Source organism: Pontixanthobacter sp., from assembly GCF_049682855.1.
In the GTDB taxonomy this organism is placed as follows: domain Bacteria; phylum Pseudomonadota; class Alphaproteobacteria; order Sphingomonadales; family Sphingomonadaceae; genus Pontixanthobacter.
Genome location: NZ_JBAUIK010000018.1, coordinates 75,260 through 91,557, shown reverse-complemented (window position 1 = coordinate 91,557; position 16,298 = coordinate 75,260). Strand labels below are relative to the sequence as shown.

The following is a 16,298-nucleotide window of genomic DNA, read 5'->3' as shown; positions in this document are numbered from 1 at the left end:
GATCAGATTTTATTCGAAGCCAATACCAAGAAAGTCGGGCTTTGGCCCGTTCCATTCGCCAGCAGGGACCGGCTCATCCTCCTGATTTCTGCGGCCATTGCGCAATTTTTGATCAACCGGCTTGGCGGATTTCTCGGCGCGTGGTTTTTTTTGGCGATCCTCGCTTTGTCCCCGGTCGTTCCTGGCTGGTTGGCCTTCACGCTTTTCGTGGGACCTATCGGCGGATTTTCTTGATCGTGAGCGTGCTGGTTTATCGTTACGGTCCTGGTTCGCGCTGGGCGTGTCATCCTTTGGCGCATCGGATTTCTTGGACTTGGCATTGCCTTTGCCCTCAGGCGCATCTTTCAGCTCGACCCGGACATCGTCTTTACCGAATATATCGATTTTGCTGCCGGTCAATTTCTCGACATTGGTGATAGCTTCTGCATCTGCATCAGTGACGAAGGTGAAAGCCCGGCCCTTGGCCCCTGCGCGTCCGGTGCGGCCGATGCGGTGGACATAGTCATCGGGGTGCCAGGGCGTATCGTAATTGAACACATGGCTGACGCCCTTGATATCCAATCCGCGCGCCGCCACATCCGACGCGACGAGAATATTAATATCGCCAGATTTGAACCGTTCCAGTTCCTGCTGGCGCGTCGCCTGATCGATATCGCCGTGAATCTCGCCGCTTTTGAACCCATTACGCTGCAAAGTTTTATTGAGTTCACGCACAGTGGTTTTCTTGTTTGAAAACACGATCGCGGTTTCGACGTGATCGTTGCGCAGCATCCATTCGAGCGTTTCGCGTTTTTGACGCGGCTTCACCATCACTTTGAATGCAGTGATATTCTCGTTCGTATTGCCGGCACGGCTGACTTCAATCTGTTTCGGATTGGTCAAGAACTTATCCGCCAGCTTTTTAATCACCGGCGGCATCGTGGCGGAGAACAGCATCGTCTGACGGGTTTCGGGCAGCTTGTCACAGATGAATTCGATATCCGGGATGAATCCCATATCGAGCATCCGGTCCGCTTCATCGATCACCAGCAATTCACAGCCATTGAGCATGATCTTACCGCGTTCGAACAGATCCATTAGGCGGCCAGGTGTAGCGATCAGAACATCAACGCCCTCATTCAGAGCCTTCAGCTGGTCCCCCATCTGCACGCCGCCGATCAGCAGCGCCATTTTCAGATCGTGGTTTTCACCATATTTCTCAAAATTTTCCGCAACCTGCGCCGCCAATTCGCGGGTTGGTTCGAGTATGAGGGACCGCGGCATCAAAGCGCGGCGACGACCTGCGGCCATCACATCAATCATTGGAAGGACGAAACTGGCGGTCTTGCCGGTTCCTGTCTGCGCAATCCCGATCAGATCCTTCATCATCAGGATAGCGGGAATAGCTTGCGCCTGGATCGGCGTAGGTTCGGTGTAGCCAGCGGCGTCAACCGCTTTCAAAAGCTCATCAGAGAGGCCGAGATCGGCAAATTTCATATGGGTCCAAATATCCGGATAGAGCGGGAAAATTCCCGCAGGTGTGCCGGGCACAGCGCCCAAGCATCAAAAACCGCCTGCGCATCTGTGCGCTATGGCGTAAAAAGTCAAGAAATCGCGCCCTTACGCGATCACGGGCAATTGCGGCTTATCCGCGTATTGGCAAAGGTCGGTTACGGTCAAAACTTACGTGTCGGCCGGAACCAGTTGGCGCATGCGCTTGATTGCACAATTCGCGCCTGTTCGTGACCGCAGCTTGTCCCGGTCAATGCATATCTGGCCATCCGCATTGTCTTCCACATACAGCCCGGAATAGAAATCGCGCGCGGAGCAAGCCTTTTCCAAATTCGCAGCGATCATCTTTTGATCGCGCAGAAACAGCAGCAACCGGTCATCCTCCATAGGTTGGACACCGACAATCTGATTGGTTTTAACACAATTACCGATTTTGCGCTCGGCCATTTGCCTCAGCTTCTCACCCTGCGGCAGGGTCGACATGAATTGTCGCGGGTCTCTGCTGCGTTGAGGCGATATGCGAATGGTCAGACGCCGTTCAATTCGAACCTGGAATTGTTTGGGTACACCGCTCAGGCTTTCGAGCATCAGCCAGCCCTTGGACGCGGCCTCTTGCTCAACATTCGATTCCGGCGTCATTTGCGTTTCCACAATGCGCGCTTCATTGTCTGTCGCCGCACCGGGCAACAACAATGCCAATGGCGCAAAGAAGGAAATGAAAGACGGCATAAATCCGGATGATACTCCAACGGCAATATTGCGACTCAAACGCCGCGGTTCCTGTAATCCCGGCGATATCTAAAGCAAATGGTTGAACGCTCGCTTAATTGCATCCGCATAAGCACAAAGCGCCAAGAGGGAAATGCTGGAAAACCTCAGCCAATGCTCTCATGATGCAGCGATGCAGAATCTAGAGCTGTTCATCAACACTGCACAAACGATGCTGGGTGCGTCTGGTTTCACTCGCGATGCTGACGTGCTGCGCCCGTGGCTGACCGATTGGCGCGGACGCTATACCGGCACAGCAATTGGGCTCGCTTCCCCGAAATCGGCCGAGGAAGTGTCCGCGCTCATCAGCTTATGTTCACAGCACGGCGCCGCGATAGTGCCGCAAGGCGGCAATAGCGGCATGTCGGGCGGAGCCACGCCGGATGAGAGCGGCACCGCCATAATCCTGTCGCTGCGCCGTATGGATGCGATCAGACACGTCGATCCGCAAGCACGCCAGATCACGTGCGAAGCGGGGCTGATCTTACAAAATTTGCATGACGCTGCGGACCGGTATGATCTGCGCTTCCCGCTGACGCTTGGCGGCAAAGGCACGGCGACGATTGGCGGGCTGATTTCCACCAATGCGGGCGGCACACAGGTTCTGCGGCATGGCACAATGCGGGCGCAAGTCGCCGGGATTGAGGCCGTTATGGCAGATGGGCAGATTTTCAGCGCGCTCACCCCGTTGAAGAAAGACAATCGCGGATTTGACCTCAAGCAATTGCTGATCGGGTCAGAGGGGACGCTGGGCATCGTAACGGCGGCCACGCTCAATCTGGTCCCTAAAATATGGGACCGTACTGTGCTGTGGGTTGGGCTTGCGCGGATTGAACACGCGCGCGAGATGTTTCTGCTGTGCGAAGATTTGTGCGGCGACACGCTGGAGGGATTTGAAATCTTACCCCGCCACTGCCTGCAGTCGGTGCTGGACTATCTGCCTGCTGCCCGTAGCCCGCTGGATGGTGAACATGCATGGTATGCACTCATCGAAATCGTGTCATCATCGCCATCATCCGCCTCATCGTCAGCAGCGCCAGCAGCGCCAGCCCTATCGGCGCGCGCAGAGCAGATACTGGGGCTGGCCTTCGAACGCGGGCTGATCGCCGACGGTACGTTTTCCGCTACGCAGGCCCAGGCAGAGGCTTTCTGGCAATTGCGCGATTCGATCTCACCTGCGGAACGCGCGATCGGGCCAGCGATGCAACATGACATTTCAGTTCCCGTCGATCAAATGGCAGCATTCGTTGCTGCAACGGTCCCGGCGGTTGAGAGCCGGTTTCCCGGCGTTACCGCGCTCGCTTTTGGCCATCTGGGTGATGGTAATGTGCATTATCATGTGCTGGCCCCGCCAGAGGCGCAGCGCGGTATCTGGGAAGCGAATGAAGGCAAAGATATCAGCAACTTCGTGCATGACCTTGTCACCCAATGGGGCGGTTCCATCAGTGCAGAACACGGTATCGGCCAGATGAAGCGCGACGAGTTGGGCCGCCTTGGCGACCCGGCGGCACTGTCTATCCTGCGCAGCGTGAAAGCGGCGCTCGATCCGCAGAATTTGCTCAATCCGGGAAAACTCATCCCGCCAATCCCGGGCAGTGAAGGCAGCCCGCCAGGGCCGCACACTGTCAGGCCACTTGCGTAGGCAGCTGTCACGCCGTAAAGCGCGCGCTTCATGCGTGAGGGACCGTTCCTGGGCGCACCCAAGATACTATTTCAGACGAACCGGAGATTGCTCATGGCCACCGCGCCGCAGCCGACACTGCCACTATTTTACAATGATCTGATGCCGCTGAACAGCCGCGACCATGCGACTTGGAAAACCAAATCGCTTGAAAATGCCGAGTGGCTGAGCAAGCATCACGCCATTCCGCTGACCGCGGATGAATTCGTGCAGGCACAGCGCGATTTTCCGATTGTGTTCTCCTCTGGCGATAATCCGCTTCCTTTGGCGCTGATGGGTCTGAATGAAGGGGTGAACACCTTTGTCGATGACAATGGCAAGATCAATGATCCGGTGTACCTGCCCGCCTATATCCGCCGATATCCGTTCATGCTCGCCAAACTGACACCGGAGGGTGATGATCTCTCGCTGTGTTTTGATCCGACTGCCGGTAACCTGGGCGAATTCGAAGACGGGGAAGCATTGTTTGACAGCGATGCCCAAGCCACCGACGCCACCAAGAGAATTCTTGAGTTCTGCCAGCAGTTTGAAACTGCGGGCAATCGCACCAAGCAATTTATCGATGAATTGAAGAAGCATGATCTTTTGATGGACGGTGAAATTTCCATATCGCAAAGTGAAAACGGCGATAAACCTTATATTTATCGCGGTTTCCAGATGATCAATCAGGAAAAGCTTCAGGAGGTCCGCGGTGATGTTCTGCGCGAATGGAACAAGAACGGCATTCTCGCTTTGATTTATGCGCATATGATGTCGCTTGAACTCATGCGCTCGATCTTTGCCCGTCAGGTGGCACAGGGCAAAGGCCCTCAATTGGCTGACGCGGCCAGCTGATCTGCAATATAAAATGCTGAAATGGCGGCGGCTTGAGGGTTGAAAAGCCCTCGATCGTCGCCATTTTCTTTGGGTCAGGCCGCAACCCCCTCATTCGCCGGCCTGATTATGCGCAGTAGCGCATACCTCCCTGAACCTTGGCCACTCCGCATAATCTTATGCGGAGTGGTTTTTTCTGGGCACCGCCTGATTATTCTGCCGCCAGCGGGGTTCCGCTTTCGCGGCCCAGATCGGCGACCTGTTTCCCCAATTGGCGAGCAAGCCGTCCCACTATTTGCGCCACCGCATCCATCCGCGTGGTGGGCCGGGATAGGTGCGTATCAAGATAGAGAGAGCGGCAGATCTCGATCTGGATGGCGTGGATATTGCGCGCCGGTCTGGCGTGGCGGTCCAGCACATATCCCCCGGCATAGGGACGGTTGTGGGCCACGGTGGCCCCTTCTTGGCCCAGCATCTGGATCGCGCTGGCCACAAGCCGGTCATCGGCAGACCCACCGAACCTGTCGCCAATGACGAAATGCGCGGTCCGTTCTTCGGGCCGTGATTTTTTAAGCGGCGGCATGGAGTGGACATCGATCAGCAAGGCAGCCCCCCATCGATCCCGGATGGTGGCCAATGTCTGAGCCAGCGCGGTGTGATAGGGCCCGTGAATATGGTCCACCCGCTGCTTCAACCCGTCCGGCGATAAGGCTTCGCGCCAGATTTCGCCCACCCCGGCCAGTCTGCGCGGCACCAGCCCCAACCCGCTTTTCGCGCGGTGGTTGGTACTTTTTTTGCCTGATCCCTCAGGCGCCCCTCCCACGACCATGCTCCAGTCGACATCATCAATTGCGCGGTTCAGATCGAGCATGGCACGCGGCGCATGGGCAATCAGCAAACATCCGCCAATCATCCGGGCGGCGCGCGATGCGATATGGTCAACATATCGGTCCTCCAGTCGGATTTTGGAATAATCGGGCTGGCGCATTAACGCTGTGATATATTCTGGATATTGCCGGCCAGCATGCGGCGCGGCGATTAGCACCGGAATGGGCATTTCGGACGGAATAGACAGCGCGAACGCAGACTTGCGCGTGCCGGGAATTGTCCCGCCGAGGCTGTCGCCACGCGCGGGTGAGGCAGTGTCGGGAGAAATTAACGGCGCGTCAGACATCACATAGCGGACTTAAAGCAGCCGCGCACGATGTCAAAGCACACAGTGCCCTCCAGCCTATCCCGCCGTGATGTGTCAAAGCTGGTCACTTGTAACAAAGCATAGGATTTCTTAAACCAATTGCCCTACAACTACCCTCATGACGGAATCACACGCACCCCGGATCCTCTTGGCAGAGGATGATAATGCCATGCGCGGTTATTTGACGCGCGCGCTGGAGAAGGCTGGATATGAGGTGGTTTCGGTGGACCGCGGCACGGCGGCGCTTCCGCTTTTGAAAACCGAGCATTTCGATCTGCTTTTGTCCGATATTGTGATGCCGGAAATGGACGGTATTGAACTGGCGCAGCGATGTAATGAAGCCAGCCCGCATACCAAAGTCATGTTCATCACTGGATTTGCTGCAGTCACTCTGAAAGCCAGCCGCGAACAACCGGCGGCAAAAGTGCTTTCCAAACCGTTTCATCTGCGCGATCTGGTGCTGGAAGTAGAACGGGTATTCGACGAGCAGGCGATTGCCAGCCTCTAGAGGCAGGGCGCAGCGATGAAAGCGTCAGGCGCGCAGTAATCGCAATATATCCAAGACGGGTCTTGCGCGCCGGATTTGCGGGCGCTAATGCGCGCCTCTGCTTCGGCAGTCGCATGATGGTGCGGGCGTATAGCTCAGTGGTAGAGCACTACATTGACATTGTAGGGGCCGGGAGTTCAACTCTCTCTACGCCCACCATCTCTCTTGTTCTGTTACCTCAAACGCCGGGCGATGGCCATCCGCCCAGCCTGGCTTCGGCGCATTGGCCGCGGCGTGCAGTCGCGCTCTGACAGGCGAAGACAAGAACGGGCTCTTTCATTGACAGGCTGAAATGGATCGGTTGGTCATCTGCAAACCGCAGGGGCGGAGCCGGGTCTTGAAAACACAGATGACCAAATGCAGACGGCCAATGGCCGCCTATATGCCTGCCCGAGGCGATCCAAGGACGCAAGCGATGCGCAAGGTTTGCGCCCGCAAGGTTACAACAGAATTCTGACCGGCGCCTGAGGCCAAACATGAGCCCCTCCACCGCCCATCCTGTTCCCCTTTTCACTCTTAACAATGACGCCGTCTCTGCTAAGGGGCACCCACACGTAAAGAAGAGGCACGATCCGCATGGCGAAAATCACCGTGAAGAACCCCGTTGTCGAGATTGACGGCGATGAAATGACGAAAATTATCTGGCAGTGGATCCGGGAACGCCTGATCCTGCCTTACCTCGATATTGATCTGAAATATTACGATCTTTCCATCGAAAAACGCGACGAGACGGACGACCAGATCACGGTCGACTGTGCCAATGCGATCAAGGAACATGGTGTCGGCGTAAAATGCGCAACAATCACCCCTGATGAAGCCCGCGTGGAAGAATTTAGTCTCAAGAAAATGTGGCGTTCGCCAAACGGCACGATCCGCAACATTCTGGGCGGGGTTGTTTTCCGCGAGCCTATCGTGATCGACAATGTTCCGCGCCTGGTGCCTGGCTGGACTGATCCAATCGTGGTGGGCCGCCACGCTTTTGGTGACCAATATCGCGCCACCGACACGCTGATCCCCGGCGCCGGTAAACTGCGCCTCGTCTTTGAAGGCGAGGATGGCGAGAAGATCGATCTCGACGTGTTTGAATTTGAAAGCCCGGGCGTCGCAATGGCGATGTATAACCTCGACGATTCGATCCGCGATTTTGCCCGCGCCAGCCTGTCCTACGGCCTCGACCGCGGTTGGCCGGTCTATCTCTCGACCAAAAACACCATCCTCAAGAAATATGATGGCCGGTTCAAAGACCTGTTCGAAGAAGTCTTCGAAACCGAATTCAAGGACAAGTTTGATGCAGCCAATATCACATATGAGCACCGCCTGATCGACGATATGGTTGCCGCCGCCCTGAAATGGAGCGGCAAATTCGTATGGGCCTGCAAGAATTATGATGGCGACGTTCAGTCCGACATCGTAGCACAAGGCTTCGGTTCGCTGGGCTTGATGACATCGGTTCTGATGACACCGGACGGCAAGACTGTCGAAGCAGAGGCTGCGCACGGCACAGTCACTCGTCACTTCCGCCAGCACGAGCAGGGCAAAGCGACATCGACCAACCCGATCGCATCGATCTTCGCATGGACACGCGGGCTGATGTATCGCGGCAAATTTGACGAAACCCCCGACGTTGTGAAATTTGCTGAAACGCTGGAGCGTGTGTGCATCGAAACCGTCGAAAACGGCCAGATGACCAAAGACCTCGCCCTGCTTATCGGTCCGCAGCAAAACTGGCTTACGACCGAGCAGTTCTTTGAAGCAATTGTTGCCAATCTTGAGAAAGAAATGGCCGCCTAAAAAGCGTTTTTCTGTCAAGTGAAAGGCGGATACGGGTAAGGCGCGTATCCGCCTTTTTTTGGTCTCGCAGCCCTGCGCGACTTCTATACTGGGCGGCGCAGAAATCCCCTGCTATCAGGCAGCGGATCAAACTATAGGACTTATCTGCGTGACCAAACCGCCCCAATCCGCCAATCCGCCAAAACAGCCGCGCCGTATGGTCCGAAAATCGGCAGAGAAGTTCGGCAAACGGCGGCTGGAAATACGCGGCGCTCTGGTCAAGGATGTACGCGGCATCGCGGCCCTCATCCGGCGTGTATACATCGAACTTGCGCCCTATACGCTTGGCGAAATTCGCGGCCAGATCAACAATTTTCCGCAAGGCTGCTTTGTCGCGCTGCTGGATGATGAAGTCGTCGGCTATTGCGCGTCGATGCAACTGCCCGAACCGGTTGTTTTTGCCGATCACAATTGGGATGAGATCAGCGGGAATGGCTATGGCAGCCGCCACGATCCAACCGGTGACTGGCTGTACGGTTATGAAATGTGCGTCGATCCCAAGGTTCGCGGCGTGCGTATTGGCAGGCGGCTATATGAGGAACGCCGCGCGCTTGCTGAAGACCGCGATCTGACCGGAATCGTGTTTGGCGGACGGATGCCCGGATATGCCCGTGCCAAACGCCGCAAAACGGGCGGTGCGGACAGCCCGCAGGATTATCTCGACAAGGTTATCGCCGGAAAAATCCACGACCCCGTGCTGCGTTTCCAATTGGCCAACGGATTCGAGCCGGACCGCATTCTGGAAGGATATCTGCCAGAGGACAGGCAATCTGCGGCCAATGCCGTATTGATGGCATGGCGCAATCCATACGTCGAACGCGATCAGCCGGTTAAAAAACGCCTTCCTCGCGGAGTGGAGGCAGTCCGCGTGGCAACGTGCCAATTGCAAGCTCGCGCGGTCAAAAGCTATGAAGAGTTCACCGCTGCGGTGGAATATTTTATCGATGTTGCAAGTGATTATGAGGCAGACTTCATTGTCTTTCCTGAACTTTTCACGTTGATGCTGCTGAGTTTTGAGGAGAAGGAACTCTCTCCGGTTGAGGCGATCGAACGCCTTTCTGAATATACGCCGCGGCTGAAGGCAGATTTTTCCGATTTCGCGATGCGGTATAATATCAACATCATCGCCGGATCGCATCCAACGCGCATGAATGATGGCGATATTCACAACATCGCCTATGTCTGCCTGCGCGACGGATCGGTCCATGAACAGGAGAAAATCCACCCGACGCCCAACGAACGGTACTGGTGGAACATAAAAGGGGGCGACACGGTCGAAGTGATCCAGACCGACTGCGGCCCGATTGGCGTGCAGATCTGCTATGACAGCGAATTTCCTGAACTTTCCCGCCGACTGGCAGATGAAGGCGCACGAATAATTTTTGTCCCGTTCTGTACCGATAGCCGCCAGGGCTATTTACGCGTGCGCTATTGCGCGCAGGCCAGAGCGATCGAAAATCAGTGTTATGTCGTATTGTCTGGCAATGTTGGCAATCTGCCCAATGTCGCCAATATGGACATCCAATATGCGCAAAGCTGTATCCTGACGCCGTGCGACTTCCCGTTTGCGCGTGACGGTATCGCTGCGGAAGCGAGCGAGAATGTTGAAACCCTGACGATCAGCGATATCAATCTGGCTGATCTTAGCTGGGCCCGCGCCGAAGGCACTGTGCGCAATCTGGCGGACCGCCGGTTCGATCTGTACCGCATTGAATGGGACGAAGAAGGCGAGCATGGCGGCCGGTCCAAGCCGCGCCGCGCGCCCATTGGCACAGCCACGGCCGGCGGCGGATAAAAAGTCACAAGCTTTGCCGTGACAGGGCCGAACAGGCTGTGTAACTTACCAGCATGGCGGGGGAACTTGATACATCTGCACTGGGCGATGCGCTGGTTATTCTTGGCGCAGCAGGCCTGGTTATTCCGGTATTCACCCGTTTCCGTATCACGCCGGTGATCGGGTTCATCCTGATCGGTATCGCGGTGGGCCCTTTCGGTCTGGGGAAGCTGGTTTATGATGTGCCCTGGCTGAGCCACATGACCATTACCGATCCCGAAGCACTGGAACCCTATGCCGAATTTGGCATCATCCTGCTGCTATTCACGATCGGACTGGAACTGTCCTTCAAGCGATTATGGCAAATGCGCAAGCTGGTGTTCGGATTGGGCGCTCTGGAATTGCTCATTATCGGTACCAGCCTCGCGATTGTGCTGGGAATGATGGGGCAGTTTTGGACCGGTGCTTTGGCATTGGGCCTGGCATTGGCATTTTCATCCACCGCCATTGTCTTGCCGATTGCAGGAACGACCTCGCCGGTTGGCCGCGCCGCATTATCCATGCTGCTGTTTGAAGACATTATGATCGTGCCGATCATCTTCGTTCTTGGCGCTATGGGTCCAGCGGCGCAGAGTGATGGCTGGGCCGGATTGCTGACAACCATGTGGCAAGGCGGATTGGTAATCGCTGCTTTGCTGGTCTTCGGGCGCATCGCCCTGCCCCGATTATTTGCCCAAGCGGCTCGGACAAAAAGCCCGGAATTGTTTCTCGCCGCCAGTCTGCTGGTCGTGATCGGGGCCAGTCTGGCGACTTCTGTTGTCGGCCTGTCACCGATTGTTGGCGCAATTATCGCGGGTCTGCTGATCGCAGAAACCGAATATCACAACGAGGTTGAAGGGATCATAGAGCCGTTCAAGGGCCTGGCACTGGGTATTTTCCTGATCACCGTCGGCATGTCGATCGACCTGCAAACGATCTGGGCCAATCTCGGGTCTATCCTGTTTGCTGTGGTCGCCGTGCTGGCCTTCAAGGCGGTGGTCACGGGCGTTTTGCTGCGGCTGATGGGCGCGCGGCGCAGTACGGCTGCGGAAACAGGCATATTGATGGCCAGCCCGTCCGAGACAACCTTGATTGTTCTGGCGGCCGCCAGTGCCGCTTTGCTGATCCAGCCCGGCACAGCGCAGTTCTGGCAAATTGTGACGGCGATCGGATTGACCATAACCCCCCTATTGGCCCGGCTGGGGCGGGTTATTGCGCGGCGCGTTGAACCGGTGCCTGAACTGGATGAGGAAGATCGCGGCGAACCGCGCGTATTGATCATCGGGATGGGCCGCGTCGGGCGCCTGGTTGCGCAAATGCTGAAACGCCACGACAAAGCCTATGTCGCGATTGATTCCGACGCTGATCTGATCGAGTCTGCCAGACGCAATGGCTACCGGGCGACATTTGGCGATGCCGTGCGCGGTGATGCGCTGAGCAAGCTTGGTGTCGAACATTCACCCGCAGTCGTACTGACAATGGATGAGCCCGTTCTGGCCGAGCGTCTCACTCGCAAATTGCGCGCCGAACATCCCGGCCTGCTGATTGTGGCGCGTGCGCGTGACACTGCACATGCTGCCGATCTGTACCGCGCGGGGGCCAGCCATGCGATACCGGAAAATTTAGAAAGCTCGCTGCAATTATCCGAGGCGGTGCTGGTCGATATCGGCGTCGCGATGGGCCCGGTTATTGCCTCGATCCACGAGAAGCGCGACGAGTTTCGTGCCAAAATCGAACAGGAAGGTGCATTGGACTACAAGCCAAAACTGCGCACCTCCGCTGCCGAAAGCTGACGTCTTTGAAGTATTGGTGGAAACCAACATATGTGTACCGCGTTGATAGGGCGAAGGAGATTGTGGATGACCGATCAAACAGACCCCGCCAAACCGACGCCGAATGGCGAGAAGTTCAAACCGCAAAACGTACAGGATGAGAGCCACGGCAGCGTGAGCGAAAAGGGTCGCCAAGAGCGCAATATGGACGATATTCCGCGGGGCGGCGAGAGCGGTACATCACGAAAAAAGCCGCGTTAAAACACTTTCATCTACTCAGCGAGTAAAGCTTTCACGGCTGCGATAGCCTCATCGGCCTTGTCCGCATCAGTACCACCGCCCTGTGCCATGTCAGCGCGGCCGCCGCCGCCTTTGCCGCCCAAGGCAGCGACTGCGGCCTGCACCAGAGTAACGGCGCTCAGACGATCGGTGAGATCATCGGTAACAGCTACAGCCACGCTGGCCCGGCCATCATTGACCGCGACCACCGCGGCAACGCCCGACCCCAGTCGCGATTTTGCTTCATCGAGCAGCCCGCGCAATTCTTTGGGATTGAGAGCGTCCAGCACCTGGCCGGAAAATGTAATATCGCCAATCGTTTCAGCATCAGACGCAGCGGTTATACCCCCGCCGCCAAGCGCCAGTTGCTTACGCGCAAGGGCCAGCTCCTTCTCGAGAGCCTTGCGTTCGCTGACCAGAGCAGCAACGCGGCCGGCGGCCTCGTCCGGGGATGTCTTGAGCGCATTCGCCACGGATTTGAGCGCATTTTCGCGGTCCACCAGCCAGCGCCGTGCATTTTCACCCGTCAGCGCCTCGATACGACGTATGCCAGAGGATACCGCGCTTTCTGAAATGATACGAAACACGCCAATATCCCCGGTCGCGTTAACATGCGTGCCGCCGCACAACTCAACCGAATAATTGCGTCCGCCGGACGCGGCTTGGCCCATTGACAAGACGCGCACCTCGTCGCCATATTTCTCCCCGAACAGGGCCATAGCGCCCGCTTTGATGGCATCATCCGGGCTCATCAAGCGGGTTGACACGGTTTCGTTAGCCCGAATCTCCGCATTAACGTCCGCTTCGATCTGCGCGATATCGTCTTCCGTCATCGGCTTGGGGTGAGAAAAATCGAAGCGCAGCCTGTCCTCCGCCACTAGCGACCCTTTTTGCGTGACATGATCGCCCAGGCGGTTACGCAGCGCGGCATGGACCAGATGCGTCGCAGAATGGTTTGCGCGTATACGGTCACGGCGCGCCGCATCGACATGCAATTGTACGCTGTCGCCGACGCTGATGGAACCTGCGATAATCTTTGCCTGATGCGTGTGCAGGCGGCCAAGCGGTTTGCCGGTGTCCGAAACCTCCGCAGCAAATCCGGCGGGTGTGGAGATCGTGCCAAGATCGCCGGCCTGCCCGCCGCTCTCGCCGTAAAACGGGGTCTGGTTGGTGAGCAGTATCGCCGCGTCACCGGCGGTAACCGATTGCACCTCGGCGCCGTCTTTCACCAGAGCAACGACCGTCCCCTCGCCGCTGGTCGAGGCGTAGCCAGTGAATTCGGTGCTGCCTTCGCGTTCGGCAATATCGAACCAGATTTCTGTGGCTGCGGCATCACCTGACCCCTTCCAGGCCGCGCGAGCAGCCGCTTTCTGGCGCTCCATCGCAGCGTCAAACCCGGCGCGGTCCACGCCGATATTTCGGGCGCGCAAAGCATCCTCGGTCAAATCATACGGAAAACCAAACGTATCGTAGAGTTTGAAAGCCGTTTCACCGTCAAGCCGATCACCGCCGGACATCATATCGGTTGCATCATCGAGCAATCGCAGACCCTTATCGAGAGTTCGGCGGAACTGGGTTTCTTCGCGTTCCAGCACTTCGGTGATGAGCGCCTCTCCGCGTTGCAGCTCTGGATAGGCATGCCCCATTTCGGCCACCAATTCCGGTACCAGACGGTGCATCAGCGGATCGGTCGCCCCAATCAGATGCGCATGACGCATTGCGCGGCGCATGATCCGGCGCAAGACGTAGCCGCGCCCCTCATTTGACGGCAGCACCCCGTCTGCAAGAAGGAAGCTGGTCGAGCGCAGATGGTCAGCGATGACACGGTGGCTGGCCTGGTGGTCACCTGCGGCATCAACTCCGGTCAGGCTCTCGGATGCGGCAATCAGCGCCTTGAATGTGTCGGTATCGTAATTGTCATGGACGCCCTGCATCACCGCAGCCACGCGTTCCAGCCCCATGCCTGTATCGATACTTGGTTGGGGCAATTCGGTGCGATTGCCATCGCCGTCCTGTTCAAACTGCATGAATACGAGGTTCCATATCTCGATGAACCGGTCACCATCCTCGTCAGGCGATCCAGGGGGGCCGCCGGGAATATGCTCGCCGTGGTCATAAAACACTTCGCTGCACGGACCGCACGGGCCGGTATCGCCCATTGACCAGAAATTATCATTCGTGGTGATGCGGATGATCCTATTGTCCGGTAGTCCGGCGATTTTACGCCAAAGATCGAACGCTTCATCGTCTGTATGATAGACAGTTGCCGTCAGTTTATCAGGCGATAACCCCCATTCGCTGGTAAGCAAATTCCAGGCATGGGTAATCGCTTCTTCTTTGAAGTAATCTCCAAAAGAAAAATTGCCGAGCATTTCGAAAAAGGTGTGATGCCGCGCAGTGTAGCCGACATTGTCGAGATCATTATGTTTGCCGCCTGCACGGACGCATTTCTGCGCACTTGTGGCGCGGGGCGCAGGCGGCGCTTCCAGGCCGGTAAAGCTGTTTTTGAAGGGGACCATCCCCGCATTCACGAACATCAAAGTCGGGTCATTATACGGGACGAGCGGCGCGCTGTGTACAGGCGTATGATCCTGGTTCGCGAAATAGTCGAGAAATGACCGGCGGATGTCGTTTGTAGAGTGCATGATTTGCACGTAAGCACAGATCGCTGCGGCGACAAGGCGGTTTCAGCAATGGCTATCGTCTGGGCCAATCATCCGGCCGAGTAATTATCTTCTAGGTGCGGATGACAGTCACGGCGCGCAATAGACATACCAGCGCCCACCGGAACAGACCAAAGAAAAACCGGCGCAGGCCGCAAATGGCACATGCACCGGTTTTCCGTTCTCCCGAGCGCTGGCAAGGTTAGCCATATGGACCGTTTCCAGCCGCTAAGCGCGCTCGCTTAAAAAGATAATGTCAGTCTTCGTCGCTGGCCTCTGCGTCCGGACCGGTCATCATCTCTTCGGCGACTTCATCGGTGCGGCCGCGTATTGCAGCTTCCAACTTGTCGCGCATTTCTATATTTTCATCGAGGAAGGTTTTCGAATTTTCGCGCCCCTGCCCGATCCGAACCGAATCGTATGAAAACCACGAACCGGACTTTTCGACCACACCGGCTTTCACACCAAGATCGAGAATTTCACCCGTCTTGGAAATACCTTTGCCATACATGATATCGAACTCAACCTGCTTGAATGGCGGAGCAACTTTGTTCTTCACCACTTTGACGCGGGTCGAATTACCGATCACTTCGTCACGGTCCTTGATCTGGCCGGTGCGGCGAATATCAAGGCGGACCGACGCGTAGAATTTCAGTGCATTACCGCCGGTTGTCACTTCCGGATTACCATACATCACGCCAATCTTCATCCGCAACTGGTTGATGAAGATCACCATGCAATTGGAACGGTTAATCGACCCGGTAAGCTTACGCAGGCTTTGCGACATCAGGCGCGCTTGCAAGCCGACATGGCTATCGCCCATCTCGCCTTCGATTTCAGCGCGAGGTACCAAAGCTGCCACCGAGTCCACCACCAAAACATCAATCGCATTGGAACGAACCAGCGTATCGACAATCTCCAGCGCCTGCTCCCCAGTGTCAGGCTGCGAGACGATCAGCTCGTCAATATCAACGCCGAGTTTCTTGGCGTAAACCGGGTCCAGCGCGTGCTCTGCATCCACAAAGGCAACACTTCCTCCTGCCTTTTGCGCTTCTGCAAGAACATGCAGCGCCAGAGTTGTTTTGCCCGAGCTTTCCGGGCCATATACCTCAATAACGCGGCCTTTCGGAAGACCGCCAATACCAAGAGCAATATCCAATCCCAGCGAACCGGTGGAGATCGCTTCTACATTCATCGCTTCTTTGGAGCCCAGCTTCATCGCCGAGCCTTTGCCAAAAGCGCGGTCAATCTGAGCAAGCGCCGCATCAAGGGCTTTCTGACGGTCCACGTTCTTTTCCTTACCATCTACCAGTTTAAGACTTGCTGCCATGACACGGCCTCCAATGATTGCCTAGAGCGGCGTTTAACTCATCAACTGTTGATGTATGTACACAGTTTGTTCCATAAGAACAAGAGCGGAACAAAATTTATTTCATTGGGCAGTTT

Annotated in this window: 12 protein-coding genes and 1 tRNA gene; 8 read left to right on the top strand and 5 right to left on the bottom strand. The window is 56.4% G+C overall.

The features are described from left to right. Window positions 1-9: 9 nt before the first annotated feature. Both WA922_RS11980 and WA922_RS11975 read right to left on the bottom strand, forming a co-directional pair. Complete coding sequence (locus WA922_RS11980) at window positions 10-1,476, bottom strand: DEAD/DEAH box helicase (protein WP_424771941.1); 1,467 nt, start codon at window positions 1,474-1,476, stop codon at window positions 10-12. Window positions 1,477-1,662: 186 nt separating this feature from the next. Beyond that, window positions 1,663-2,220: a hypothetical protein gene (locus WA922_RS11975; RefSeq protein ID WP_424771940.1), complete on the bottom strand. Its 558-nt coding sequence runs from the start codon at window positions 2,218-2,220 to the stop codon at window positions 1,663-1,665. 172 nt (window positions 2,221-2,392) lie between these two features. Here WA922_RS11975 and WA922_RS11970 point away from each other — a divergent pair, with 172 nt between their 5' ends. Both WA922_RS11970 and WA922_RS11965 read left to right on the top strand, forming a co-directional pair. Beyond that, the gene (locus WA922_RS11970; RefSeq protein ID WP_424771939.1) at window positions 2,393-3,901 is read left to right on the top strand and encodes an FAD-binding oxidoreductase; all 1,509 of its coding nucleotides are present in this window, start codon (window positions 2,393-2,395) and stop codon (window positions 3,899-3,901) included. 93 nt (window positions 3,902-3,994) lie between these two features. Further along, complete coding sequence (locus WA922_RS11965; RefSeq protein ID WP_424771938.1) at window positions 3,995-4,774, top strand: SapC family protein; 780 nt, start codon at window positions 3,995-3,997, stop codon at window positions 4,772-4,774. A gap of 190 nt (window positions 4,775-4,964) precedes the next feature. On the opposite strand, the gene WA922_RS11960 is transcribed toward WA922_RS11965, so the two are convergent. Beyond that, window positions 4,965-5,927, bottom strand: a complete 963-nt coding sequence (locus WA922_RS11960) for an N-formylglutamate amidohydrolase (RefSeq protein WP_424771937.1) — start codon at window positions 5,925-5,927, stop codon at window positions 4,965-4,967. A 139-nt stretch (window positions 5,928-6,066) separates the two neighbouring features. Between WA922_RS11960 and cpdR the strand changes: the two genes are divergently transcribed. From cpdR to WA922_RS11930, 6 genes are all read left to right on the top strand, one after another. After that, window positions 6,067-6,456, top strand: a complete 390-nt coding sequence (cpdR, locus tag WA922_RS11955) for a cell cycle two-component system response regulator CpdR (RefSeq protein ID WP_424771936.1) — start codon at window positions 6,067-6,069, stop codon at window positions 6,454-6,456. A 123-nt stretch (window positions 6,457-6,579) separates the two neighbouring features. Beyond that, window positions 6,580-6,654 (top strand) — tRNA-Val (locus WA922_RS11950). A gap of 417 nt (window positions 6,655-7,071) precedes the next feature. After that, the gene (locus WA922_RS11945; protein ID WP_424771935.1) at window positions 7,072-8,286 is read left to right on the top strand and encodes an NADP-dependent isocitrate dehydrogenase; all 1,215 of its coding nucleotides are present in this window, start codon (window positions 7,072-7,074) and stop codon (window positions 8,284-8,286) included. 196 nt (window positions 8,287-8,482) lie between these two features. Beyond that, on the top strand, window positions 8,483-10,120 hold the full coding sequence (locus WA922_RS11940) for a GNAT family N-acetyltransferase (protein WP_424772040.1): 1,638 nt from the start codon (window positions 8,483-8,485) through the stop codon (window positions 10,118-10,120). A gap of 53 nt (window positions 10,121-10,173) precedes the next feature. Beyond that, window positions 10,174-11,931: a cation:proton antiporter gene (locus WA922_RS11935; RefSeq protein ID WP_424771934.1), complete on the top strand. Its 1,758-nt coding sequence runs from the start codon at window positions 10,174-10,176 to the stop codon at window positions 11,929-11,931. Between the two features lie 66 nt (window positions 11,932-11,997). Continuing rightward, window positions 11,998-12,171, top strand: a complete 174-nt coding sequence (locus tag WA922_RS11930; RefSeq protein WP_424771933.1) for a hypothetical protein — start codon at window positions 11,998-12,000, stop codon at window positions 12,169-12,171. Window positions 12,172-12,182: 11 nt separating this feature from the next. Here WA922_RS11930 and alaS read toward each other — a convergent pair whose 3' ends face one another. Together alaS and recA are read right to left on the bottom strand one after the other, a co-directional pair. After that, entirely contained in the window at window positions 12,183-14,834 is a 2,652-nt protein-coding gene (gene alaS / locus WA922_RS11925; RefSeq protein WP_424771932.1) for an alanine--tRNA ligase, read from the bottom strand. 274 nt (window positions 14,835-15,108) lie between these two features. Next, window positions 15,109-16,182 carry a recombinase RecA gene (recA, locus tag WA922_RS11920; protein WP_424771931.1) on the bottom strand — a complete coding sequence of 358 codons (1,074 nt, stop codon included), beginning with the start codon at window positions 16,180-16,182 and terminating at the stop codon, window positions 15,109-15,111. Between the last annotated feature and the right edge of the window lie 116 nt (window positions 16,183-16,298).